The sequence below is a fragment of the Lentilactobacillus farraginis DSM 18382 = JCM 14108 genome (genome assembly GCF_000583655.1).
Lineage (GTDB): Bacteria > Bacillota > Bacilli > Lactobacillales > Lactobacillaceae > Lentilactobacillus > Lentilactobacillus farraginis.
In genome coordinates this window covers 1-23,855 of record NZ_BAKI01000002.1, presented here as the reverse complement: position 1 = coordinate 23,855, position 23,855 = coordinate 1, and the positions used below count along the sequence as shown (strand labels likewise).

Below are 23,855 nucleotides of genomic sequence, written 5' to 3'. Positions count from 1 at the left end.
GGGACGATAATTTCGCGGTTCCACCCTACTTCTGGCTTTAACACCAGCACTTAATTGCTTCGGTTCAAAAAGCGCCATTTAATGACAAAATTCGAATTGGCTCACACTATCCCAATCTCGTTGATCGAATTAATTCATTAACTTCTTTTCTCATTACCGAAAATATTTAACTCAAAATAATCTTAGTTGACATATTCTGGAATGTCAACGCCGGATCCTGCTAAATTTTAAATTTACCCAGCTGGTCAATAAATCGTTTGCTCTTTGGAATCACGCCAACTGAATTGCTGTATAGTTGATCAATGACTTTTCGAAGCGATTTTTTTGTTTGGTCGCTTACCTTAATTGTTTTCAACTTGGTTAAATCAACCACCGAAAAAAGCCGTAGAAAATAAATTGTCTTTTGATCAAGATGCAGTCGATAGGGATCCCGATCAAAATGGTTTTGACAAATTAAACCGCCATAAGCTTCCGAATAATCAAACGGCAAATCCCGCCGATGACAAATCGAACAATCCACCCAGTTGGGGGCAACGCCAAAAGCTGCCAATAATTGAATTTCAAAGATGTTGGTAATAATCTCTTCATCAAAGCCCGTATCAATCAGCTTTAAGCCAATCATCAATTGGTCATACCATTTGGGAATCGGTAGACTGTCTTGGAAAGCCAAATCGATTAACGACATTGTATAGGTGGCATAGGCGTTCTTGGTTATATCGGCAGTGATTCCCTGAAAATGATCAATATTTTTATAATTATTGAGATAACTCAGGCCATCAGCCTTCAGATCACCAAAATATGTGCCGTAAGTAAAGGGCAAAATAGCAGCCCGCAACCGGAATTTAGGTCGCTTTGCCCCGTGAACCAAAAACATCTTCTTACCAAATTCCCTGGTTAGGAATTTGATTAATAAATCACGTTCACGATAGGCCTTTGAATACAGCAAGACACCGTGAAATTCTGCCGGCTTTGCTTTGGCCAAAGGCATTCACCTCTTTCAAAAGGATCGTTGGCAATAAAGACCAATTCAATTTGTCGTAAATTACTAATAGTTCTTCTTTTTATAGCCATACGAGTTCAATAAATTTGCCTTGTCCCGCCAATGGGCTTCAACCTTGACCCACAGTTCCAGGAAGACTTTGTTGCCCATCATATTTTCAATGTCCTTACGGGCCAAAGTGCCAATTTTTTTAAGCATTGAACCACCCTTGCCAATTACAATAGCCTTTTGACCATCCCGTTCAACAATAATGGTTGCCTGAATGTGTAAAACATCATCCTGATTCTTAATGCTTTCAACGTAAACCGCCGTTGAATGAGGAATCTCCTGACGCGTCATCTGCAGAACCTTTTCGCGGATCAATTCCGAAACCACAAATCGCTCCGGATGATCGGTCATCTGATCCTTAGGATAATATTGTGGCCCATTTGGTAATTCTTTAATTAACGAGGTCAATAATTCCGGAACATTATTACCTTGCAAAGCTGAAATTGGAAAAACTTCTTTAAACGGCAAGGCGTTTTTATACTGCTCAATAATGGCCATAACATCATCGGGCGTAATTGTGTCGATTTTATTAATCAGTAAATAAATCGGTTTGTGAACGTCCTTTAGGCGATCAATAATAAAATTGTCACCGGCTCCCCGACGTTCTGAAGCATTGACCATTAACAAGACCGCGTCAACTTCTTTTAAAGCCGACAGCGCGGAATCCATCATAAAATCCCCGAGTTTATTCTTGGGTTTATGGATTCCAGGGGTGTCAATAAAAATGATTTGCGCATCATCCGTCGTATAGACCCCCTGAATTTTATTACGGGTTGTCTGAGCTTTATCACTCATAATGCAATTTTCTGTCCCACTACCCGATTTAAAAAAGTTGATTTACCAACATTGGGACGACCGACAATGGCCACAAAGCCGGAACGATAATTTGGATTATCCATGTTCTACCTCACTTATTGATTAATTCAATGAATTTTGGAATAAATATCAAAGCGCCAATAATAACTGCGAAAATAGCAGATAAAAGAACACCGCCGGCGGCAATATCCTTAGCCCGTTTTGCCATCAAGTCAAAATGATGGCCAACTATCAGGTCAACCACATTTTCAACAATTGAATTAAGAACCTCTGAACCAATAACGGAAAAGAATGCCGCAAACAGCCACAGCCAGTCATAAATTGCAATTCGCATCAATAAGCCAACACAAAGGACGATCAGCGTAATAATCAGATCAAAGCGAAAGTTTCGTTCTTCCAAAATCAGTTTCTTGATTCCTTCAAGCGCATGACCAACCGATTGAAAGAAATGCCTGTTTTTATCTATCTGCCGCTTATCTTTTAAGACCATAGGCATTCAAGATTTCTTTTTGTAATGGGAACATCACGTCGGCATCCGTTTTTTTCATATGGTCATACCCGTTAAGGTGAAGAAAGCCATGGACAACCAGAAAACCAAGTTCTCTTTGAAACGAATGGCCCAAATAATCGGCTTGTTCGGCAACTTTATCAACTGAAACAAAAATGTCACCGATATTTTCAGGAATTTCTTCCTGCAACGCCTCGTCCATAACAATTGGAAAGTCATCATCGTCGCTTTGATCTTCAATCGCAAAACTGATAACGTCCGTCGCCCGGTCAACGCCCCGGTACTCACGATTGATTTTATGAATTTCGTCATTATTAACAAGCGTTACCGACATCTCTGTATTTTCGGCCAAATGAATATATGAGCCGGCAAAATTCAAAATATCCCGAATTAATTTTTCGTCCTTTTCAGAGATTCCTTTGGCTGTTTTATCGTAAATTTCTAAATCCATAAGCCACAATCCTCATTCATTAATTTCATTAATTATTGACCGTTTTTTTCGTAGGCCGTAATAATCTTAGCAACTACAGGGTGACGAACAACATCCTTCGCGCTAAACGTAACAAATTCAATTTGGTCGATTCCCCGTAGAATCTCCTGTGCTTTTACCAGGCCGCTGGTCGCGTGTTTTGGGAGATCGATTTGCGAAATATCGCCGTTAACAATCATTTTCGACCCAAATCCCAGCCTGGTCAGAAACATTTTCATCTGCATATTCGTTGTATTTTGGGCTTCATCAAGGATCACAAACGAATTATCAAGTGTCCGCCCTCTCATATACGCCAAAGGCGCAATTTCAATGACACCGCGGTCCATTAGCCGCTCAGTGTGCTCCGCGCCTAAAATCGCGTGCAGTGCATCATAAATCGGTCGTAGGTAGGGATCAACCTTTTCCTTTAAGTCTCCCGGTAAAAAGCCCAGGCTTTCCCCAGCTTCGACTGCCGGCCTAGTGAGTACAATCTTATCAACCGTTCCCTTTTTAAGCGCAGCAATTGCCATCACAACGGCTAAATAGGTTTTCCCAGTTCCAGCCGGTCCCACACCAAAAACAACGTCATGGCGGCGAATCGCCTGAATATATTGCCGTTGACCAAAAGTTTTAACCCGGACTGCTTTTCCTTTGGCATCCTTAATCAAGACCTGATTATAAAGATCTTGAAAATATTCCAAGGTCCCGTTTTGGGACATGTTAATCGCACTGATAAAATCACTGCTGTTAATATTGATTCCCTTTTGGACTAATGTCAGGATGTTATCCAAAATCGTCAATGTTGTCCCGACAGTCTCTTCATCACCGCTAACCCGCAATGAATTGCCGAAAACATTGATGGAAACACCCATCCCCTCTTCGAGAATCGTAATAAATTCGTTCTGAGTTCCAACGATTAGTAACAGCTGATTAGGATCAGATACGATAAATTCTTTTGTAATCTGTTGAGTTTCAGCCAATTAATTAGCTCCTTTTTAATATTTATATTAATCAGATACTATCACAAAATAAGGCTTTACTAAAGTGATTGAAGGCAGTCGTTCCATTTCTTGAAGTTAATTTAACCTTTTTAGCTTGAATTAGCTTTGGAGCTGTTTTTTAACCAATTTATTAATGATACTGCCGTCAGCTTGACCCTTGACCTTTGGCATAATGGCACCCATTACTTTGCCAAAATCGGCCATTGATTCAGCGTGAAGCTGATCAATCGTATCCGTCACAACTTTTTCAACCTCGGCTTCTGATAACTGCTTAGGCGCGTATTCTTCGGCAATCTTTAACTTGGCAGCCTGATCCTTCGCCAAATCATCCCGATTGGCTTTTTGAAACTCCGCCAGCGATTCTTTTTGCTGTTTGATTTCCTTCATCACAACCGAATTAATCTGGTCATCGGTCAACTTTTGATTACCATTATCAACTTCAGCATTCATGATTTGGGATTTCAGTCCCCGAATCACACCTAGTCTCACTTTATCCCGTGCCTTCATGGCATCCTTTAAATCTGAATTCAACTGATCATAAACACTCATCTGTTAAACCTCTTTTCAATGTATGTCTAAATTTTAACATAAAAAAGACCAGAGACTAATGAAACATTAGCTCCGATCTTCAAAAGGCTGTCATTATTAATAACGACGTTTCTTTTTATTGTTCCGCTTACGTGCTGCTTCGGACTTTAATTTACGTTTTACACTTGGTTTTTCATAAAATTCCCGTTTACGATATTCTTGCAGTGTACCGCTTTTTGAAACTGTACGTTTAAAGCGTCGAAGAGCATCATCAAGAGACTCGTTTTTACGAACGACTGTCTTTGCCATATGAAATTCCCTCCCTCCGAGCTTAAATGTAACTGTTTAAAAGCACACATTTATGTTGTACTAAAACGGTTCGCATTAAATTATACATATTAATCGAAATATCGTCAATGATTTAAGTTAAAAACAAGTCATCATGTTAAAATTTAATTGATGATCCTTTAAAAAATGAAAAAGCTGATGGGAGAAATATCATAATGAAAACACAAAATATCTTTATCATCTCTGATTCAAGCGGTGCGACTGCCCAGACACTGGCGCAAACGACCGCCTCACAATTTCCGAATATCAAAGCTGAAATCAGACGATTTCCCTTTATTCAAACGTCATCTATTTTAAAAGGCATTTTAAACCTGGCACTAACCAAACAAGCATGATTTTCCATACGCTGGTCAGCACCGACTTAAGCCAAATGGTGGTCACCTTCTGCAAAGAAAACGGCATCTATGATTTTGACTGCATTCAAACGCCAATGAAACTTTTATCAGGGCAACCGGGGAATCGCCAGCCCACGTTCCCGGGCTGATTCATGACCTAAACGAAAATTATTTTGAACGCATTTCAGCCATTGAGTTTGCTGTTGAAAACGATGACGGTAAAAATCCAAAGGGACTGTTAGGGGCCGACATTGTGTTGCTTGGTGTTTCCAGAACTTCGAAAACACCATTGTCCCTTTACTTGGCCAACCAAAATCAACGCGTCGCCAACTTACCCATCGGTCCCGATTTACACATCCCCGAAGAGTTAAACCAAGTCAAAAAAGATCGTATTTTCGGCCTGTTAAATACACCGGAAAAATTAAGCAAAATCCGAAAACAGCGCATGCTGTCGTATGGGTTAAATGCTGACACCCCATACTCCGACACCAAAAATATCCGGGTTGAATTAGATTATGCCAAAAAACTATATCGAAAAATCGGCTGTTTAACAATTAACGTTGCCAATAAATCCATTGAGGAGACTGCTACCATTATTTTGGAAAGTTTAAATTTGGATACGACAACCTTTGAAGATTAACGACTTTTGCGTCAATCATTAACACATCACACCAACAGTCTGGCGATTCAAAAAACTAATAATCCCCAAAAGCGGCTGGAACATAAGTCCAAAAAAACATTATTTTTTAAACGAATCCCTAAAATCAGTTTACAAAACTACTGATTTTACGGGATTTTCACTTTGAAATAGAAACTCGATAGTACGGATTTTTAACTGTTGTCCCAACTTCCTTTTTTTAATCACGATTATTCCCAAGTAAAAACGTGCGCCAAAAGGCAATTTGCTTATGCGCTAACAATTAACCGCCCTTCGTCCAACTTTAAGCCTGATTTATTTGAATGGTTTGGCTGCCTTTATATCTTCGATGATATGTGGATTAAATTGTTGCTCGGTCAGCATCCGAACTTCATAACCATGTGGATTATACTTGATTCGTTTATTCTCAGGATCTTTTAAAATCGGCGTTTCCATAATTTTGGGAACCGAAGCCAGCTGTTCATGATGAGCAATGTAATTTAATGCCTCAAAGCCAATTGTTCCCAAACCAATAATTTGATGGCGGTCCTTATGGCTGCCCAACGGGTTTTTAGAATCGTTTAAATGAACGACTTTTAGCCGATCGATACCAATAATGTGGTCAAATTCGTTTAAAACACCGTCGAAGTCATTTTTAACATCATAGCCGGCGTCGTTTGTATGACAAGTATCGAAAGTTACCGATAGTTTCTCGTTATGGGACACTTTATCGATAATTTCAGCCAATTGTTCAAAGGTAACCCCCACTTCGGTGCCCTTACCAGCCATGGTTTCCAAAGCAATCTGAGCTTTTTGATCTGGTTGGATAACCTCATTAAGTCCCTTGGCAATCTGGGCAATGGCTTTTTCCGGGCCTGCGCCAACGTGGGCTCCGGGGTGCAAAACGATTTGTTTGGCACCGATTGCTTCCGCCCGCTCAATCTCAGCTCGAAGAAACTGCACGCCAAAGCCAAAATTTTGGGGTTTCAATGTGTTGCCCAAGTTAATAATATATGGCGCATGAACGACAACTTCTTTTAAGCCATGTGCGGCCATATATGCTTTTCCCGCTTCAGCATTTAATTTTTCAATCGGCTTTCGAACTGTATTTTGAGGTGCCCCGGTATAAACCATGAACACATTTTCACCAAAGCCGGCAGCTTCCTCGGCAGACCCCAAAAACATAGCCTTACCGTTCATGCTTACATGTGATCCAATTAAAAATGGCTGTTTAGTCAATTATCCTTTTCCTCCCTTTAAAATAAGGTCACTGACTTCTTGAGAAGCCGTCCCCTTTTCCCAAGCACAAAATTTATTGTTAAAATCAGTTAAATTTTTCTGAAAATGGTTAAAGTTACCGGTTTCATTAAAAATCCCAAGCTGATTATAAAATGATTCGGGATCCGTTACCAGCGGCCCTGGTAAATTCCCCGGCTGATAATCGAAATAAAAGCCGCGAAGCTCATCTCGATAATGCGCCAAATCATATGGGAAAAACAGCATCGGTCGTTTCAAATTAGCAAAATCAAACATGACCGAAGAATAGTCGGTAATCAGTAAATCCGTAATCAGGTACAGCTGATTGATATCTTCGTCCGCACAAATTTTAACCCGATCTTCGAAACCGGTAATATCGATATGATCTTTCACCAAATAGTGGGGCCGAATAATTAAAATCGTATTTTGATCCAATTTGTTGAAAAAACGTTTCAGTTCAAACGGCAACTCAAATTTGTAGCTTCCCTGGCTGCGGTAGTCATCGTCTCGCCAGGTTGGCGCGTACATGATAACTTTTCGGGGCAGCCTGCCCAAAATTCTTTTTTTCAATGCCTGAATATTGGGCACATCGTTTTGCTGGTATAAAATATCATTTCGAGGGTAACCAATGTCTAAGAACCGATGATGAAATTCAAAGGCTGATTTAAAAATGTCTTTTGAATATTGATTTGGCGCAATTAAATAATCCCAGCGATCAGCCTCATCGATAAATTGTTGATGATATTGGCTGGTTGAACTACCTGGAATTTCAACGTGAGCAATATCCACGCCCAGCTTTTTTAACGGGGTACCGTGCCAAGTTTGGATATAAACGGTTCCCTTATTTTTTCGCCACCATTTTGGCATTCTGGAATTCATAACCCAAAAGGAAGCCCGGGCACTGTACCAAACCCAGGTAGGGGTAAACCGCTTGATTAGCTGAATCTCAGGGAACGCCGCTGCCAGCCGTGAATAAGCAGCCGGTTTAACACTGAAGTAACAGTGCCGTTTTATCTCGGGTGCTTGCTTAATCAATTGTTTGTAGATAGCAAATGGATTGTCACTGATGTCTTTGCCATTGAAGCTTTCAAATAAAATGAGTGGTTTCTTTACCCGCATACAAATAAACCCATCGTTCATCACGATGAGTATGCAGCGAGCTATTAATTTGATAACCGTAATAAGATGCCGTTTCAAATAGCTCACCTTCCAACCTAAATTAAATCAACAAACCTGGAACGGAATTTATAATGCAAATGCGAACCAACCAGGAAGAAAAATAGAACAATTCCCCAAAAGACAACGTTTAGGGTTGGCTCCTGCCAAAACCACATTGTGCCCAACATTGAATTCCGAAAACCGGAAACAACGTAGAAAAACGGGTTTAACTGCAGGATGTGAACAAACGGTGCCGGAAACGAATTTGTTTCAAAATTAAAGAGTACGCCGGACATATAAAACAACATCCGCATTAATGATTGAAGCATAATGCGCCAATCCCGGACCAACAGCGAAATCGTCGAATTAAAAATCCCAAATGCCAGCATCCAGGCGATCATGCAGATAAAGTAATAAAGCCATTGAACCCAATAAATCGATGGCCGAACGCCATAGATAAAGCTGACAACGATTGAAAATACCAACATCGTCCAAAAAGAGCTTAAATTACTAACCAGCTTAATCGTCGGTAAAATACTAACGGGGAACTTCATTTTGGACACCATTCCAACCCGTTGGTAGATACTTTTGGAAGCATCCAAAGTAGCCCGATTCATAAAGAACCACGGTGTAATCCCAATTACCATCCATGGCAGATAATCGACTCCGTGCGTGGAATTACCATGCTTTAAGCCAATCCCAAAAACCAGCCAATAAATCCCGATTTGAATTAACGGGTACAGGTACTCCCAAACCAAGCCCAAATAATGGCTTTGGTACTCGGCTTTATCCTCATATTGTGAGATTCGAAAAACAATTCCGATATTTTGGAATTGTTCCTTGATTAATGTAAAAACCTCTTTCAAGTTGCCGCACTCCTTACAATGAACCACTAATAAAATGATTCAAGTTTATTGAATAACTAATTAACGTCGTTTTAACAAGTCTAAATAGTGCCGCAGACACCGCTGGGTTGCCTGCCCATCATTATAAGTATTCCAATGCTGATTGAACTGCCGGAAATTAGTTGGCTGATGAGCCAAAATTTCAGCTTTGAGCTGATCAACACTGGTAACCGGTTTACTGGGAAGCCAATCGAGAAAATCATCCTGGACACCCGGATTTAATTGATACTGTTTTAAGTCGAACATGAAAAAAATTAGGGATTTTGCATTCGGCAATAAACTAAAATCGAAAGCCACCGAAGAATAATCGGTTACCAACGTATCGGCCACCGTTAATAATTCACTGGTAGCCAATTCATGGTAAAACTTAATTCGTGGATTTCCAATCTTGCGCATTGCCGTTTCCCGATCTCTTAAAACAGGGTGCAATTTAACCACCACAACGGCATTGGGATCGGCAGATAATGCGTTTCCCAGCCCCGCCGGTAGTTTAAAGCTTTTATCCGGTCGATAGGTTGGCGCGTATAAAATAACCCGATGGCTTTTTAGTTCGGGCGCTACCCGGTAAATCCGTTCCCGGGCATTTGCCTGCCATGTTTTATCCAGATACTGATCAGAGCGGGGATAACCCAGCAATTGAATCTTTTCAGCCGACTCATGGTAACTGTTTTGAAAAACCCTGCCCATTGCCTTTGACGCAACAACATAATCATCAAAATGATCATAAACATCCTGAAATCGTTTCTTGTCAGATTTACTTCGTTGCGCAGTTGTCGGGTCTTCCCAGCCGAATTTCTTAATTGCCCCGTTGGCGTGCCAAATTTGGACAATTCGCGTCGCTTTGGCATGAATTAAACCACCCAAAAAGGCGTAATAATTATCACAAAAGAGAAGCCGAGCCCCCATAATCAGCGGGACAAAATCAAAAACAAACTTCATCCCATCCGTAAATTGATGGGTCTCAATGCCAAATGCAGCTAATTCCGTCGCGGCCGCTTCAGTTTCTGGTCGATATAAAACAATAAAGTGAAACCGGGCCGGCATCTTCTGTGCCAACTGTTTAATAAAATCCAGATTATTATCAAAACTCATGAGATAGATAATCTTGTTTTTGGGTTTCCAGATATTCAATATCGAAAGAAAACGAATCAGCCATAGATAAACTACTTTCAAATTCTTCACCGTATTTCAGTTTTTAATAAACACACTGGAGTATTATAACATAAACTTTTTCCAGAAATGCCTTCTTAAAGAATCTTTAGATTTAGAAAACGATTATGGTTTTGGTTCGTAGAAGCGGCCAAGAATCTTAACCGAATCCGAAATGCTGGCGAAAGCATTGGGATCCGATTCCAGCAGAGCCTCTTCCAACTCACTCATTTCATATCGTGAAATAACGGTAAACAGAATTGTTTTAGCATCATGCTGATAAGCGCCTTCAGCATTGTGAACAATCGTAATTCCCCGTCTTAGGTGATTTTGAACGCTGTCAATAACCGTGTTGGGCCGATTGGTAATAATCATTACCTGCATTCGCTGCTGTTTGGTATAGGTCATATCCATGACCTTTGCGTTAACAATCAATCCAATGACGGAATACAGCGCATATGGCCACCCATAAGCAAAACCGGCCGCAATGACGATCAGGCGTTGAAGGCGATATTAACTGAGCCGATTGACCGGCCGGTCCGCTCCCGGATAACCAGCCCTAAAATATCCAAGCCACCGGTGGAAATGCCGTTTTTGAGTGCCGTTCCAGTCCCAAAGCCATTTACGGCACCACCAAAAATCGCACAGATAATTGGATCATGCGTCAACGGAATCGGCTTGAGTAATTGAATCATGAAACTGGAAAGAAAAACAGTAATAATCGTAAAAATTGTAAATTCTCGGCCAATTCCCCGCCAAGCCAATAAAAATAACGGGACGTTCAACAAAAACAATCCCAACCCGGTAGAAATCGTCATCGGGAAGGTCCTTGAACTGATCGTGTTTAATAATTGAGCCAAGCCGGTTATCCCTGAGGAATAAATGTGTCCCGGTGTCCAGAAGAAATTAACCGCGATTGAAACCAAAATCCCATAAATAAACGAGGTGGATGTTTTAGTTACGTAAGTATGCCGACGCATTAATTTTGAAACGTCATCCATATATAAAATCCTTTCATTTTTCATCGTAAAAATCATTCAGATTAATTGTAACGCTAATCACAATCTGACAAAACGGTTATTTAACACGTCATCAAAAAAGCAAGACTAAAGACAGGAATCAACAGCTATCTTCAGTCTTGCTTTATTATAAACTATCCTTTAACTATTTCTTCTGATCCTGTTCAGCAACAAAAATCCCCAGGTCATCCAGCTGCTTATTAGCTACCGGTGATGGTGCACTGGTTAATGGTTCAACTGCCTTGGAATTCTTAGGGAAGGCAATTACGTCACGAATATTCTCCCGATCAGCCAATAACCGAACAAATCGGTCCAGGCCAATTGCCAGGCCACCATGAGGCGGAAAACCATAATCCAACGCTGTCAGGAAGTACCCAAATTGGGCTTCAGCCCGTTCCTTGGTAAATCCAAGTGCTTTGAACATTCTTTCCTGCAGTTCTCGCGTATGAATACGAATCGAACCACCGCCCAATTCAAGACCATTTAAAATAATATCATAACTTTGCGCGTAAGCTTTGTGCGGATCTTCATCATCATTCATCAGATAATGAACATCTTCTTCATTTGGCATTGTGAATGGGTGATGGGCAGCTACGTAACGCTTCAAATCAACATCCCAATGGAACAATGGCCAATTAACAATCCACAAAAAGGCAAATTTGGATTCGTCAATCATATTTTGTTGTTTGGCAATTTCAACTCGCAGATAAGCCAGCGTATCTGCTACTACCCGACTGTTGTCAGCAGCAAATAATAGTAAGTCGCCAGGCTTGGCTTCGGCTTTTTCCAAGATCTTTTGCCGCAGATCGGCATCTTTAAAGAACTTGGCAATTGGACCGTTAAACCCGTCTTCAGTGACTTTCAGCCATGCCAAGCCTTTTGCGCCAAATCGTTCAACATAGCCGGCAAATTGGTCAAGGTCTTTTCGGGAGTACTTGTCAGCCCCACCTGGTACGGCAATCGCTTTAACCTGACCACCATTCTTAACCGCACCGGCAAAGACTTTAAAATCAACGTCCTTCATAATGTCAGACAAATCTTTTAGTTCCATACCGAAACGAACATCCGGCTGATCAGTTCCAAAGCGGGCCATTGATTCATCCCAATCCATTCGCTTAAATGGTAACTTAACATCCTTACCCAAAGCGTCCTTCATTACCTTGGCAATAAAGCTTCGGTAACGTCCATAATCTCTTCCTGATCGGCAAACGACATTTCCATATCAATCTGGGTAAATTCAGGCTGACGGTCACCACGCAAATCCTCATCCCGATAGCAGCGGGCAATTTGATAATACTTATCAAAGCCGGCCCCCATCAACATCTGTTTAAATTGTTGCGGTGATTGCGGTAACGCATAAAATGACCCTGGATAAACCCGGGACGGTACCAAGTAATCCCGAGCACCCTCCGGTGTTGATTTTGTTAATGTCGGCGTTTCAATATCAATAAAGCCTTCCTTGTCAAAGAAACTATGAATTGATTGAATAATCCGATTTCGCAGCAGAATATTATATTGCATTTCAGGCCGGCGAAGATCGAGGTAACGGTATTTCAGCTTTAAATCTTCGGAAACATTAATCCCATCTTCAATGTAAAACGGCGGCGTCTTGGAAACTGCCAAAATCTTAGCCTCGGTAATATCGACTTCGATCTTACCGGTTTTCATCTTGGGATTAATTTCTTTGGGTGCTCGGGCAACGACTGTTCCCTTGGCTTCCACAACGTATTCACCACGTAATTTGTCAGCAACCGCCAATGCATCCTTACCAAACTCTTCACTAAAGACCAATTGCACAATGCCTTCCCGATCGCGCAACTCAATAAAAATCAAGCCACCGAGGTCACGGCGCTTTTGGACCCATCCTTTTAAAACGACTTCTTTGCCGATCAGTTTATCATCAACCAAGCCGGCATATGTTGTTCTCTTCATTCTCTAACTCTCCTTAGTCATTAAAATTTGAAGTAATAATGCTGTCAAAATCATGCACAATTTTATCAATCGGAACGTTGATTTCCTTACCGGAAGCCATTGATTTCACGTTGGCCGTCTGGGATTTCAACTCGCTTTCACCAATTGTAATTGTATACTGGGCATTCAGCTTGTTGGCCGTTTTAAACTGCGCCTTGGGTTTTCGATCCAAATAGTCCCGATCGGCCGCAAAACCATTGGCCCGCAAAGCCTGGACAATTTTTAACGTTTCAACACTGGTTTGTTCACCAATACCGACAACGTACGCATCCAATTGATCTAAGACAGGGAATTTAACGCCCTGCGCTTCCATCAGGAGCATCAGCCGTTCCATTCCAAGGCCAAAGCCGATTCCAGGCATCTCAGGGCCGCCCAGCTGTTCAACCAGCCCATTATAGCGGCCACCCGCGCAAATGGTTGTATAGCCCTCTCCAAGCGCTTTGGAGTCCACCATAATTTCAAAAATCGTGTGGGTATAATAATCCAAGCCACGAACCATATCCGGATCAATCACGTATGGAATCTGCAGTGTATCCAGCAGCGCTTTTACCCGTTCAAAGTGCTTTTTTGAATCATCGTTTAAATAATCCAAAATTGAAGGGGCGCCTTTAACAATCTCTTTATCTTTCTTGTCCTTGCTGTCCAAAACCCGTAATGGATTCTTGTGGAGCCGAACTTGGGAATCCTTACTCAACTCGTCGAAGTGCGGATCCAGGTAATCAATCAATGCCTGGCGATAGGCATCTCTGGAAGCGGCATCACCCAAGCTGTTGATTTCCAGTCGAATATCTTTCAAACCGAAATGCCGCAGTAAATCCATACCCATTGCGATTACTTCAACATCCAATTCGGGCTCATCACTGCCAAAGGCTTCAACACCGATTTGATGAAATTCCCGCTGACGACCGGATTGAGGCCGTTCATATCGAAACATTGAACCCATATAGAAAACTTTAACCGGTCGTTGATGTTCCGGACCATAAAGCTTGTTTTCAACAAAGGCCCTGACAACGCCGGCAGTGCCTTCCGGGCGCAGGCTGATGTGTCGGTCCCCTTTATCCTTGAAATCATACATTTCCTTTGTGACAACATCAGACGTATCACCTGAAGTTCTGGAAAAAACGTCAAAGTTCTCAAACATCGGCGTTCTGATTTCCTGGTAACGATAATCATTAAAGAGCATTCGGGCTGTTTCTTCAACGTAAGTCCACTTCTTGGCTTCTTCAGGTAAAATATCAGCCGTTCCTTTAGGTCGTTGATATCTCATTAATGTTTCCTCCCAATTAAATTCCGAAAAAAAAGACCCCTGTCCGAAGACAAGGGTGCATTGCACGGTACCACCTTTTAAATAACTCTCGGATAACGCTCGCGCGAATAGCATTAGCAGCTATTACCGTTTTTACAAAAAGTGTCACTTCAATGAATCGATTACGTTCTTTCAGCATGCAAACGTTCTCTGGTTTAAACCAATTCAATTACTAATCTTTTTAATCGGTTAATTATTTAACTGCTTATAACACTAGTGGAGGAAGCCCAAAAAGTCAAGTCAAAATTCACACCCCGTCAGTCAATTTTAAAATAAGACGAACTTAACCAAGTCGTTGGAAAATTTAATTAAGGCTTAACCATTTATCATTAGCCTCAGTCAGCCGTTAATTTATAATAAAAGTACTTGAAAAATTAGGAAGAATCTGCGAATGAAAAAAATTTCTGAAAATACCGGTTGGATCATCGCAACTTTAACAATTATTGTCACCTTTGCCCTATTGTTTATTGCTTTATACGCCAACTCGGTCACAGTAAAAGTCAATCAATTAAATATCAGAAGTGGCCCTGCCGTTACTTATTCTGTTAAAGCCAAAGCCAAACACGGCGAACAGCTACAGGTAATCAGCCGGCAGGGAAACTGGATTAAAGTTATTTATAAGCACCGAACGATTGGCTGGGTAGCTTCGTGGCTGGTCACCAATGGTCATATTAAGGATGTCACCCAACTTTCCGAGGCAACTGTCGTTTTGGATCCCGGACACGGTGGCAGCGACTCCGGGGCACTGTCTGCCAACGGCCGGGAAGAGAAAACCTACACGTTGATTTTTGCCAACCTGGTTGCCAAAAAATTGCGTGCCAGGGGCGCTAAAGTCATCATGACGCGGCACTCAGATACAACCGTCCCGCTTTATAAGCGGCCTCAAGTCGCAACAACCAATTCGGCGAACGCCTTCATCAGTTTTCATTTTGACTCATCAGACGTCGCCAACACGGCATCCGGCTTTACCTGTTACTATTATCACGCCGGAGATTCAAAAAAACTCGCTCAAGCAGTTAATCAAAAAATGACGGACTTGCCATTAACCAATCGGGGCACGAACTTTGGCAATTATTTGGTTATTAGAGACAATGCCATCCCTGCAATTTTGATCGAAGGGGGTTATATTAATACTGACAGGGACTTTAGGATGATTCAAAGTTCTGCTTATCAAAATAAGGTTGCCGACGACGTGGTTGCCGGCCTACAAGCCTACTTTAAAACACATTAATTTAGGAGGAGTCATAAATGGCAGTTGATCAAAAATGGTTAGCACAACTTCCAATTGAAAAAGTTGAGGAAATTCAGCCGGTCTCAGGTGGCGATATCAACGATTCCTATTCATTAAGAACGACGAACAATCATTACTTCATGAAGGTCCAACCAATCGGGGGAAAGTCTTTTTCGACCATGAAGTTGAGGGGCTGCATTTGCTCGGCCAAGCCGCTAACACCCCCCAAGTCATCGCCAGCGGTGAAATCAATGGTGATGGGTACCTGATTCAAAACTGGGTCGACGTGGGTCAGGGCAGCCAATATGAGCTGGGCAAAATGGTGGCCAATGTTCATCAGCAGCATACACCTAAATTTGGCTTGGATCACGACTTCACAGCCGGTAAACTCCCCAAAATAAACACTTGGCAAACTGATTGGCGCGTGTTTTATATTAATCAGCGGCTCAAACCGCTCGTCAAATTAGCGGCTCAAAATGGTCGCTGGAATGATTGGCGTGAAAAACATTTTCAAGCGCTTTGTGAACAATTTAACCAATATTACGCCGATCACAGCGTTCAACCAAGCTTACTGCATGGCGATCTTTGGGCCGGCAACTTCATGTTTGAAGCTTCCGGAAAACCAATGCTAATCGACCCGGATGTTTTTTATGGCGACCGGGAACTCGACATTGCTATGACAACTGTCTTTGGCGGATTCTATAAGGATTTCTATGACGGCTACAATGCTGTTTATCCGTTAAAGCCGGGATTGGATCAACGCCTTCCATGGTACCAGCTCAATTACCTGCTCGCTCATTTAAATCTGTTTGGTGAAACGTACGGGCCGATGGTTGACCAAATTTTAACACAGTATTAATGAAAAGACCGGAAAGCGGGGCTTAACGCCTCGCTTTCCGGTCTTTTCCAATCGCCGATTATCGTTTCGACAACCAGGGAATTAATTCTTTAACTTCAGTTATCTTGATATCCGGATTGCCGGTTTCAACGATCAACCCGTCCGGATCAAATAAACAGGAAGCAACATTGGCATGGTTGCCAGCTTGAACATCCAACTTCCGGTCGCCGATCATAATGGCTGACGAACGATCAACATGATTTTTTCAATCAGCCAGTTAATGGAGGCCGGATTCGGCTTTCTGGGGAATTCTTGGTCCGAAGTCACAAAATCGGAGAAATACTTTAGCAGATCAAATTTTTGCAAGAGCCGTTTGGCTTGGTTATCCCGATGAGTTAATAAATAATGACTGCCGGACATCTTTTTAACAAAGGCCAGTACCTCAGCAACGCCATCAAACGGCTTGGCCGCTTCAACCATTTCAACCTGGTATTTTTTATTTAATCGGCGCAGCGTCTGTTCATCAATACCATAAAAGGCCGCCGCTTTCTGAATGGCCGTGCCAACGTCGTGTTGGCGCATTGTGACGTAAATATCATGTTCATCAATGGCAACTTCATCAATAGCCATCTTCAACAAAGCCCGTTTAAAAGCCGCAATCATCATGGGATAGGTATCGAACAGCGTGCCGTCAAAGTCCCAAAAAAGTTGGTTAATCATCTTTTATTCGCCCCTTAAAAAAGACCGAAGCAAAACTCATCAGCCTCAGTCTTTATTTTCTATAAATTCATGTTTCGAATCGATCTTAACGGTGGTCAGTATCAAAAATAATGGTTACCGGGCCATCGTTTTGAAGATCAACCAGCATATCAGCGCCGAAGACCCCGGTTTGAACGTCAAGGCCGGTTTGCCGCAAGCGCTCATTAAATGCTTCGTAAACCTGCTTGGCATGGGTCGGCTCTCCCGCTTGGGTAAAGCTTGGCCGATTACCTTTTTTAGTATCGGCATAGAGCGTAAACTGTGAAATTGACAAAATTGCGCCATCAACTGCATGGATATCCAGATTTAACTTATCATCAGCGTCTTCAAAGACCCGCAGCTTACTGATTTTGTGCGTCAAATAATTGATTTGATCGTCGCCATCTTTATCACTGACCCCAACCAACAGCATAAATCCTCTGCTAATTTGGCCGTGAACCTTCCCATTGATGGCTACCGACGCGCGTTTGACCCGCTGTAAAACAACTCTCACTATTCGTTCAAACTCCTTATCTAAATTTTCGTTTTACCAGATAAACATCCGGAATATTTTTAAGTGTTGAAATCAATCGATTTAGTTGTTCCAGACTGCGAACACCGATTGAAAGCGAAATTGTTACCATTTTGTTGTGATCAACCTGACCGTTAACCGAAGAAACGTTTTTAGTCACATTATTCACAGCATTTAAAATGTTAGTCAACAGGCCGGTCCGATTATAACCCTGAACAGTTAAGTTAGCTGAATAAATGGTCCGTTCTTCTGGATCATTGGCCCAGGAAACTTGGATCAGCCGCTGGCCATCCTTTTCGGCTTTGGCAATATTGGGACAATCTACCCGATGAACGGAAACCCCGCGGCCCTTTGTAATGTAGCCAACAATTTTGTCACCGGGAACCGGCGTACAGCAATGACTTAATCGAACCAGTAAATTGTCGACGCCTTCAATGACAATTCCGTTTGAAGATTTTCGTGCTTTCTTGTGCTGCCGGGTTGCTCGGTACTTTCTGAAATAGTTTGATGTTCTTCAAGGACTTCTTTTTCCGCCTGGTCTTGGCGTTCCCGCTTTAACCGGGCTCGGACATCTTCTGTTAATCGGTTCACAACACCGGTTGGTTGAACGTCACCAAACCCGATAGCAGCCAGCAGATCGTCAGCCCGATGATAATGCATGTTGGCAGCAGCTTGATTTAATTTTTCGGGTGTTAATATCTTGTGGGGATCAAAGCCCTCTTCACGCAGTTTATGCGTAATGATATTTCGCCCATTAACAATATTTTCCTCCCGATCTTCCAATCGAAAATACTGCTTGATCTTATTTCGGGCCCGTCTGGTATGGACCATTTTAATCCAGTCACGACTCGGCCCCGAGGAACTGGTTGACGTAATAATATCAACAATATCACCAGTTTTTACTTGATGATCCAATGGCACAATCTTGCCGTTAACCTTAGCACCGGTCGTATGATTGCCAACTTCGGTATGAATTATATAGGCCATATCCAACGGTCCGGCACCCTTTGGCAATTCAAAAACATCCCCCTTGGGCGTAAATACATAAACGTGATCGCCGAACAGTTCACCTTTAACACTGTCCATAAAATCAGCAGCATCGTCAGTATCCTCTTGAAGCTCGATAATTTGTTTGAACCAGTTTAACTTATTATTATCTTGCGATCCCTTAACACCGCCGGTAATGCCTTCTTTATACGCCCAGTGAGCCGCAATACCAAATTCGGCAACCCGGTGCATTTCCTCAGTTCGAATCTGAACTTCAAGCGGTTTGCCTTCCGGGCCAATAACCGTGGTGTGCAGCGATTGATACATGTTGGCTTTTGGCATAGCGATGTAATCTTTAAATCGCCCAGGCATCGGCTTCCATTCCGTATGAATCGCGCCTAAAACTGCGTAACAGTCCTTGATTGATTGGACAATCACACGAATTGCCAACAGGTCGTAAATCTGACTGAATTGCTTATGCTTATCCACCATTTTTTTGTAGACGGAATAAATATGCTTGGGTCGACCATAAATTTCACTTTTAATATCCAAGTCAGCAATTGCAGCTTTAACCTCGTTAATCGCTTTTTGGATATAATCAACCCGTTGATCACGCCTTGAATTCATTAAGTGTACAATCCGGTAATACTGTTGGGGATTCAGGTAGCGTAACGAAATATCTTCAAGTTCCCACTTAATGGTTCCAATACCCAGACGATCCGCGATCGGTGCATAAATTTCCAGAGTTTCCTTTGAAATTCGCCGCTGCTTGTCCGGCCGCAATGATTTTAACGTTCGCATATTATGCAGCCGATCCGCAAGCTTCACGATCATTACCCGGATATCTTTACACATTGCCAATAATAATTTACGGTGATTTTCTGCTAATCGTTCTTCACTCGACTTATACTTAATTTTGGAAAGCTTGGTAACCCCGTCAACAATCAGCGCGACGTCGCTGCCAAACAATTCCTGAACATCGCTTAATTCGGCACCCGTGTCTTCGACAACATCATGCAGAAACCCTGAAGAAACGGTTTCCGGGTCCATATGCAAATCAGCTAAGATTCCGGCCACCTGGATCGGATGAGTAATATAAGGCTCACCAGATTGACGCATTTGATCTTTATGAGCAATTTTGGCAAACTGATAAGCTTTTTCAACCATTTTGACATGGTCGTCATTCATATACTCGGAAACCTGTTTTATTACATCATCGGCAGTCCAAATTTTAGTAGCCATTTTATCAACTCTTCTCTGTTATAAAAATACGCTTTAAGCGACACTGTGAATTATCGACAAATCCCAAATGATCAAGGCCATTTAAAATCGTGATGTCTAATAATAATAGTTTATCATTGTTTCCAATCAAAATCAGCCTTTGAAAAGTTCGGTCATAACTGAAACAGCTGTCAAAAAGTACATTGGCGCAGTTTCGGTCCGTAATATTCTCGGCCCAAGCCTACCGGGAGATAATCCTGAGTGGTCAACATTGCAATCTCTTCGGGCGAAATACCGCCTTCTGGGCCAAATACCGCTACGATTGATTCGCCAGTGGTCAATTTAGCCAATGATTTAACCAGTTCAGTGGCCTCCCCTTCCTTGGCAGATTCCTCATACGCCACAAGTTTAACATCGAAACTTTGCTTCGTCAGCTCCGAAAGCCGATTCATGTACTGAACATTGGGGACCCGGTTTCGATGCGACTGCTCCGCGGCACTCAAAGCAACTTCATTAAGCCGACTGATTTTTTTGACACTCTTTTGATCCCACTTAACAATTGAGCGGGCCATCGGGAGGAAGATTACTTGATCAACTCCCAATTCAGTTGCTTTTTGGACAATTAATTCCGGTTTGTTTTGCTTTGACAGGCCACTCACAATGGTTACTTTGACAGGCAATTCCACATCAATATCAAGCGGTCGCTGCAAAACTGCCGTCACCTGTCGGTCATCAACCGCCTTAATTTGAGCAAGATAAACCTGCTGACTTGAAGAAACGGCTTGAAACCGATCACCGGGTTTAGCCCGAAGCACCCTGCTTAAATGTCGGCTAATTGATTTGGGCAGCCGAATTTCCTGCCCGCTCGTTAATGGTTCATTTAAAAAATAGTGCTGCATGATTAGTCCTCTTCACTTGGTTTTTTGGCAATAATGGCGTACCAGTCAGCCATTTTCAGTGATTGGTTAATCTTAAACCGTGTGCTTTTAGCGCGTCCGTCACCAAGGCGTACTTATCTTTAATAATTCCGGACATCAGAAAATGCCCGCCCGGTTTTAGATTTGCAAATGCCTGAGGCACCAGTGCACAATAATTTCCGCTAAAATATTAGCAACCACCAAATCAACCTGCTTGTGAATCCCGGTTAACAGATTATTGGCGGAAATCTGAATGTCGGCTGCCCGTGGATTTAAATTAATATTTTTCTTTGCGGAAGCAACCGCGATGTCATCAACGTCATAGGCAAACACATCATCTGCGCCCATTAACTTCGCAGCAATGCTCAAAACGCCAGAACCGGTCCCAACGTCCATTAGCGATTCACCACCCCGCAACACCATTTCCAAAGCCTGTAGGGAGAGTTGCGTCGTTGGATGGGTACCGGTGCCAAACGCCATGCCCGGGTCAAGCCGAATAATCTGTTCCAGTGCAGACTTGGGTTGATAATCATCCCAGCTCGGAACCACCGTCAAATACCTGGTCACAGAAAACGGATGGTAATACTTTTCCCAGGCTGTTTTCCAATTTTCATCAGCGACCGGGGTTAACTTCACTTCAGCGGGGGCTGATTGCAGCCCAAAGTCAGCCAGTTTCTGAACTTTAGCTGAAATTTCTGCAGTTCGCTGCGCAATATGCCTGCTATCGGGATAATAAGCGGAAACGATGGCACCCTTAGATAAATGTGGTACGTCCTTTGGATCAATAATTTCGCCGTATTGGCCATATTTCCCCGGTTTTAAGTGCTGAAAATCTTTGGCGTCCTCAATCGAGACTCCCGACGCGCCATAATCCATTAAAATATTTGAAACAGCCTCCACCGCTTCACTTGAAGTAATTACTGAAACTTCAGTCCATTGCATAATAACTCTCCTGTCGCTTTATTTTTTTAAGCCAATTCATGATACGAAAAAAGCATCCCTCACTTGGATGCTCCATCCGTTACTTCATCATTCGACTTTTTTGCGATTTCACGAGCCCTTACCTTTGCCTCGTGCTTTAATAGATGGCCTTCCAAGTAATGAAGCAATTCCGACTCACTATAAAATATTCGGGGATGCTTTTGCTTATGAAGACGCAAATCGATCTCATTTATCCGCTGTCTACCAGTCCATCTATGACTATAACGAATAATCAACCGATTATCCAGTCGGTCGCGGCCAAATCGAAAAATATAGATATTATCCGGTGTTAATAAGGGACGCATATATTCTTTTTTATAGAAATAACCATTTTTTCGCAAATATTGCTTTGTTCGACTAAGAATAACTAACACCTCCTAAATGATAAATCTGACCGGTTAATGGCCGATTGTTTTATTAATTAATGATCATTTTAAATTCCGTTGTGATAATTTTGAGGTTGTTTCACAACCATTGCAGAATTCATAAGTTATTACAACGAATCGAAAAGAAAACGAATTAATATATATACTAATAGAATATCCATAAAAACGCAACTATAAATTTATCGCGAAATTCAAACTTGATTTAGATACGCCTTTTACCTATTATGAAAAGTAAGGGGGTTATCAACTATGGCTTTTTTTAGAGTACGTTTTATTAATAAAATCAGACCGGAAACAATTGAAATTCGATATCGGGCTATCTTGGAAGAACCTACTAGTGACACACTTTTTGAAGGTTCTCAGTTATTCAACCGGGAGTTTTTGAAACCGGAACTCCTGAAAACCGGTGAGGCCGCTTTACGGGCAATTGAAAATATTTTCGCCGCCATTCCCGATAACTTGGTTTTAAATCAATTAAGTTTCGAACAATCACACGATCGCTCGATTTTGGAAGTTCCGTCAAAATCAAGCTTTGATCAATTTATTATCAGCCATCATCAGTTAAACCGGGTCCAAACACATACCAATCAGGATGGTCGGCAAGTTATTGACACCAAAATGATCACGGAGCTTCGAATTGGCTAACCAGCATCACACTTTTAGTTTATATAGTTTAATTGTTTATAGCATACTTTTCAAGTATTTCTTTAAGTTCTTTTTAATTTCCTAATAAAGTTAATATTATTTACCAGTCGTTAAAAGGTTGATCATATCCTTTGACAGGTTGTTTCCGGCTATATATACTGAGATTAAAGAAAGATTAAAAAATGGAAAACATTTAATTAGTAAACATTAATTAGGGAGCTGCTTAGTGGGGGAAAGTAAAATCCCAATTAATCCTGGGGGTCAGAATATGAACTTATCAGAAAAAGTAAAGGCAGTTATAAATAGTGATGCCAGTGCTTATAAAATTGAGCAGTTAACGGGTGTCAGCTCGTCCATCATCTTAAGATTACGGAATCACACCCGTTCAATTGACCATCTCTCACTGGGTACGGCTGAAAAATTAGAAAAGTACTATGATTATCGGCTCGCCCATTTACTAAAAGGAACCAATCATGATCCACACTTGTCATATTTTCGTCATCGACTAACCAACTTACTCCAAGAATTATATGAAGCACAGGAAACCCATGACCGAAAAAATCAGTTACTTAATGATGATGACGCTATGACAGCTGTAATTGAACAATTATTTGATGATATTTTAGATGACGCTGCTGAAATTCAAAAACTAAAAAAGATTTATGATCAATTAGTGACTCAGGATCCCAAGCTAACCTTTTAGTAATCACTAAAAATAAAAGCAAAAGAAGTCTTGTCAAGTTACGGCAATTTTAAGATTGTCGGTTTGACAGGACTTCTTTTATTTGGTGATTATCAACCGCTTGGGATTAGGTAGGAAAATGGTAGGAATTCAATATACTTTAGTAAGTAACCGGTATGACGAAAAGCCTACTTGTCGCCTTTTTCTTCCTCGTCCGTCTGCAAAACCGCCATAAAGGCAGC

General features: G+C 41.7%; 20 protein-coding genes and 7 pseudogenes. 5 read left to right on the top strand and 22 right to left on the bottom strand.

What is annotated here, in order from left to right:
• Window positions 1-220: 220 nt before the first annotated feature.
• The 8 genes from recO to rpsU form a co-directional block, all read right to left on the bottom strand.
• Window positions 221-988 carry a DNA repair protein RecO gene (gene recO, locus JCM14108_RS01060; protein ID WP_035177588.1) on the bottom strand — a complete coding sequence of 256 codons (768 nt, stop codon included), beginning with the start codon at window positions 986-988 and terminating at the stop codon, window positions 221-223.
• A gap of 57 nt (window positions 989-1,045) precedes the next feature.
• A complete protein-coding gene (gene era, locus JCM14108_RS01055; RefSeq protein ID WP_369385510.1) occupies window positions 1,046-1,885 on the bottom strand; it encodes a GTPase Era in 840 nt (279 codons plus the stop codon).
• Window positions 1,840-1,947 carry a GTPase gene (locus JCM14108_RS16045; protein ID WP_369385508.1) on the bottom strand — a complete coding sequence of 36 codons (108 nt, stop codon included), beginning with the start codon at window positions 1,945-1,947 and terminating at the stop codon, window positions 1,840-1,842. The genes era and JCM14108_RS16045 overlap by 46 nt, the downstream gene beginning before the upstream one ends.
• Window positions 1,948-1,955: 8 nt before the next feature.
• Complete coding sequence (locus JCM14108_RS01050; RefSeq protein WP_035177585.1) at window positions 1,956-2,354, bottom strand: diacylglycerol kinase family protein; 399 nt, start codon at window positions 2,352-2,354, stop codon at window positions 1,956-1,958.
• Complete coding sequence (ybeY, locus tag JCM14108_RS01045) at window positions 2,338-2,823, bottom strand: rRNA maturation RNase YbeY (protein WP_035177582.1); 486 nt, start codon at window positions 2,821-2,823, stop codon at window positions 2,338-2,340. Before ybeY ends, JCM14108_RS01050 begins: the two co-directional genes overlap by 17 nt.
• Before the next feature lie 32 nt (window positions 2,824-2,855).
• Window positions 2,856-3,821 (bottom strand): PhoH family protein, encoded by a 966-nt coding sequence (locus JCM14108_RS01040; protein WP_035177579.1) that lies wholly within the window; start codon window positions 3,819-3,821, stop codon window positions 2,856-2,858.
• 120 nt (window positions 3,822-3,941) lie between these two features.
• On the bottom strand, window positions 3,942-4,391 hold the full coding sequence (locus JCM14108_RS01035) for a GatB/YqeY domain-containing protein (RefSeq protein WP_035177575.1): 450 nt from the start codon (window positions 4,389-4,391) through the stop codon (window positions 3,942-3,944).
• 96 nt (window positions 4,392-4,487) lie between these two features.
• Window positions 4,488-4,679 carry a 30S ribosomal protein S21 gene (rpsU, locus tag JCM14108_RS01030; protein ID WP_035177572.1) on the bottom strand — a complete coding sequence of 64 codons (192 nt, stop codon included), beginning with the start codon at window positions 4,677-4,679 and terminating at the stop codon, window positions 4,488-4,490.
• A gap of 194 nt (window positions 4,680-4,873) precedes the next feature.
• Here rpsU and JCM14108_RS01025 point away from each other — a divergent pair.
• Window positions 4,874-5,693: pseudogene (locus JCM14108_RS01025) on the top strand (pyruvate, water dikinase regulatory protein).
• Window positions 5,694-6,005: 312 nt separating this feature from the next.
• Here JCM14108_RS01025 and JCM14108_RS01020 read toward each other — a convergent pair.
• The 7 genes and pseudogenes from JCM14108_RS01020 to hisS all read right to left on the bottom strand — a co-directional run bounded on the left by JCM14108_RS01020 (window position 6,006) and on the right by hisS (window position 14,416).
• A complete protein-coding gene (locus JCM14108_RS01020; protein WP_035177844.1) occupies window positions 6,006-6,890 on the bottom strand; it encodes a deoxyribonuclease IV in 885 nt (294 codons plus the stop codon).
• A 39-nt stretch (window positions 6,891-6,929) separates the two neighbouring features.
• A complete protein-coding gene (locus JCM14108_RS01015; RefSeq protein WP_035177569.1) occupies window positions 6,930-8,144 on the bottom strand; it encodes a CDP-glycerol glycerophosphotransferase family protein in 1,215 nt (404 codons plus the stop codon).
• A gap of 17 nt (window positions 8,145-8,161) precedes the next feature.
• Window positions 8,162-8,971, bottom strand: a complete 810-nt coding sequence (locus JCM14108_RS01010; protein WP_035177566.1) for an ABC transporter permease — start codon at window positions 8,969-8,971, stop codon at window positions 8,162-8,164.
• A gap of 60 nt (window positions 8,972-9,031) precedes the next feature.
• Window positions 9,032-10,192 carry a CDP-glycerol glycerophosphotransferase family protein gene (locus tag JCM14108_RS01005; protein WP_035177563.1) on the bottom strand — a complete coding sequence of 387 codons (1,161 nt, stop codon included), beginning with the start codon at window positions 10,190-10,192 and terminating at the stop codon, window positions 9,032-9,034.
• Between the two features lie 93 nt (window positions 10,193-10,285).
• Window positions 10,286-11,160 (bottom strand): annotated as a pseudogene (locus JCM14108_RS01000) (YitT family protein).
• 163 nt (window positions 11,161-11,323) lie between these two features.
• Window positions 11,324-13,110: pseudogene (gene aspS, locus JCM14108_RS00995) on the bottom strand (aspartate--tRNA ligase).
• 13 nt (window positions 13,111-13,123) lie between these two features.
• The gene (gene hisS, locus JCM14108_RS00990) at window positions 13,124-14,416 is read right to left on the bottom strand and encodes a histidine--tRNA ligase (RefSeq protein ID WP_035177560.1); all 1,293 of its coding nucleotides are present in this window, start codon (window positions 14,414-14,416) and stop codon (window positions 13,124-13,126) included.
• Between the two features lie 430 nt (window positions 14,417-14,846).
• Between hisS and JCM14108_RS00985 the strand changes: the two genes are divergently transcribed.
• Both JCM14108_RS00985 and JCM14108_RS00980 read left to right on the top strand, forming a co-directional pair.
• The gene (locus tag JCM14108_RS00985) at window positions 14,847-15,686 is read left to right on the top strand and encodes an N-acetylmuramoyl-L-alanine amidase family protein (protein WP_035177556.1); all 840 of its coding nucleotides are present in this window, start codon (window positions 14,847-14,849) and stop codon (window positions 15,684-15,686) included.
• A gap of 17 nt (window positions 15,687-15,703) precedes the next feature.
• Window positions 15,704-16,545: pseudogene (locus tag JCM14108_RS00980) on the top strand (fructosamine kinase family protein).
• A 58-nt stretch (window positions 16,546-16,603) separates the two neighbouring features.
• Here the strand turns inward: JCM14108_RS00980 and JCM14108_RS14945 are convergent.
• From JCM14108_RS14945 to JCM14108_RS00950, 7 genes and pseudogenes are all read right to left on the bottom strand, one after another.
• Window positions 16,604-16,759, bottom strand: a complete 156-nt coding sequence (locus JCM14108_RS14945) for an HAD family hydrolase (RefSeq protein WP_439645785.1) — start codon at window positions 16,757-16,759, stop codon at window positions 16,604-16,606.
• Complete coding sequence (locus JCM14108_RS00975) at window positions 16,756-17,244, bottom strand: HAD hydrolase-like protein (protein ID WP_237745664.1); 489 nt, start codon at window positions 17,242-17,244, stop codon at window positions 16,756-16,758. Before JCM14108_RS00975 ends, JCM14108_RS14945 begins: the two co-directional genes overlap by 4 nt.
• A gap of 85 nt (window positions 17,245-17,329) precedes the next feature.
• A complete protein-coding gene (gene dtd / locus JCM14108_RS00970) occupies window positions 17,330-17,776 on the bottom strand; it encodes a D-aminoacyl-tRNA deacylase (protein WP_035177553.1) in 447 nt (148 codons plus the stop codon).
• Between the two features lie 16 nt (window positions 17,777-17,792).
• A pseudogene (locus tag JCM14108_RS00965) lies at window positions 17,793-20,023 on the bottom strand (RelA/SpoT family protein).
• A gap of 132 nt (window positions 20,024-20,155) precedes the next feature.
• A pseudogene (locus JCM14108_RS00960) lies at window positions 20,156-20,901 on the bottom strand (RsmE family RNA methyltransferase).
• A 2-nt stretch (window positions 20,902-20,903) separates the two neighbouring features.
• Window positions 20,904-21,861: pseudogene (prmA, locus tag JCM14108_RS00955) on the bottom strand (50S ribosomal protein L11 methyltransferase).
• Between the two features lie 59 nt (window positions 21,862-21,920).
• Window positions 21,921-22,274, bottom strand: coding sequence for a hypothetical protein (locus JCM14108_RS00950; protein WP_035177550.1), 354 nt, complete (start codon window positions 22,272-22,274; stop codon window positions 21,921-21,923).
• Window positions 22,275-22,535: 261 nt separating this feature from the next.
• Here JCM14108_RS00950 and JCM14108_RS00945 point away from each other — a divergent pair, with 261 nt between their 5' ends.
• Both JCM14108_RS00945 and JCM14108_RS00940 read left to right on the top strand, forming a co-directional pair.
• The gene (locus JCM14108_RS00945; RefSeq protein ID WP_035177547.1) at window positions 22,536-22,931 is read left to right on the top strand and encodes a hypothetical protein; all 396 of its coding nucleotides are present in this window, start codon (window positions 22,536-22,538) and stop codon (window positions 22,929-22,931) included.
• Between the two features lie 268 nt (window positions 22,932-23,199).
• Window positions 23,200-23,634, top strand: a complete 435-nt coding sequence (locus tag JCM14108_RS00940) for a hypothetical protein (protein ID WP_035177544.1) — start codon at window positions 23,200-23,202, stop codon at window positions 23,632-23,634.
• Window positions 23,635-23,855 lie beyond the last annotated feature (221 nt).

Bases quoted from the DNA above. Each gene is read 5' to 3' on its own strand.
- rpsU (WP_035177572.1), bottom strand. From the start codon at position 4,679: ATGGCAAAGACAGTCGTTCGTAAAAACGAGTCTCTTGATGATGCTCTT.
- JCM14108_RS01020 (WP_035177844.1), bottom strand. From the start codon at position 6,890: ATGAACGGTAAGGCTATGTTTTTGGGGTCTGCCGAGGAAGCTGCCGGC.
- JCM14108_RS01050 (WP_035177585.1), bottom strand. From the start codon at position 2,354: ATGGTCTTAAAAGATAAGCGGCAGATAGATAAAAACAGGCATTTCTTT.
- JCM14108_RS16045 (WP_369385508.1), bottom strand. From the start codon at position 1,947: ATGGATAATCCAAATTATCGTTCCGGCTTTGTGGCCATTGTCGGTCGT.
- recO (WP_035177588.1), bottom strand. From the start codon at position 988: ATGCCTTTGGCCAAAGCAAAGCCGGCAGAATTTCACGGTGTCTTGCTG.
- JCM14108_RS00945 (WP_035177547.1), top strand. From the start codon at position 22,536: ATGGCTTTTTTTAGAGTACGTTTTATTAATAAAATCAGACCGGAAACA.
- JCM14108_RS00975 (WP_237745664.1), bottom strand. From the start codon at position 17,244: ATGATTAACCAACTTTTTTGGGACTTTGACGGCACGCTGTTCGATACC.
- JCM14108_RS00940 (WP_035177544.1), top strand. From the start codon at position 23,200: ATGAACTTATCAGAAAAAGTAAAGGCAGTTATAAATAGTGATGCCAGT.
- hisS (WP_035177560.1), bottom strand. From the start codon at position 14,416: ATGAGATATCAACGACCTAAAGGAACGGCTGATATTTTACCTGAAGAA.
- JCM14108_RS14945 (WP_439645785.1), bottom strand. From the start codon at position 16,759: ATGATCGGCGACCGGAAGTTGGATGTTCAAGCTGGCAACCATGCCAAT.
- JCM14108_RS00985 (WP_035177556.1), top strand. From the start codon at position 14,847: ATGAAAAAAATTTCTGAAAATACCGGTTGGATCATCGCAACTTTAACA.
- ybeY (WP_035177582.1), bottom strand. From the start codon at position 2,823: ATGGATTTAGAAATTTACGATAAAACAGCCAAAGGAATCTCTGAAAAG.
- JCM14108_RS01035 (WP_035177575.1), bottom strand. From the start codon at position 4,391: ATGAGTGTTTATGATCAGTTGAATTCAGATTTAAAGGATGCCATGAAG.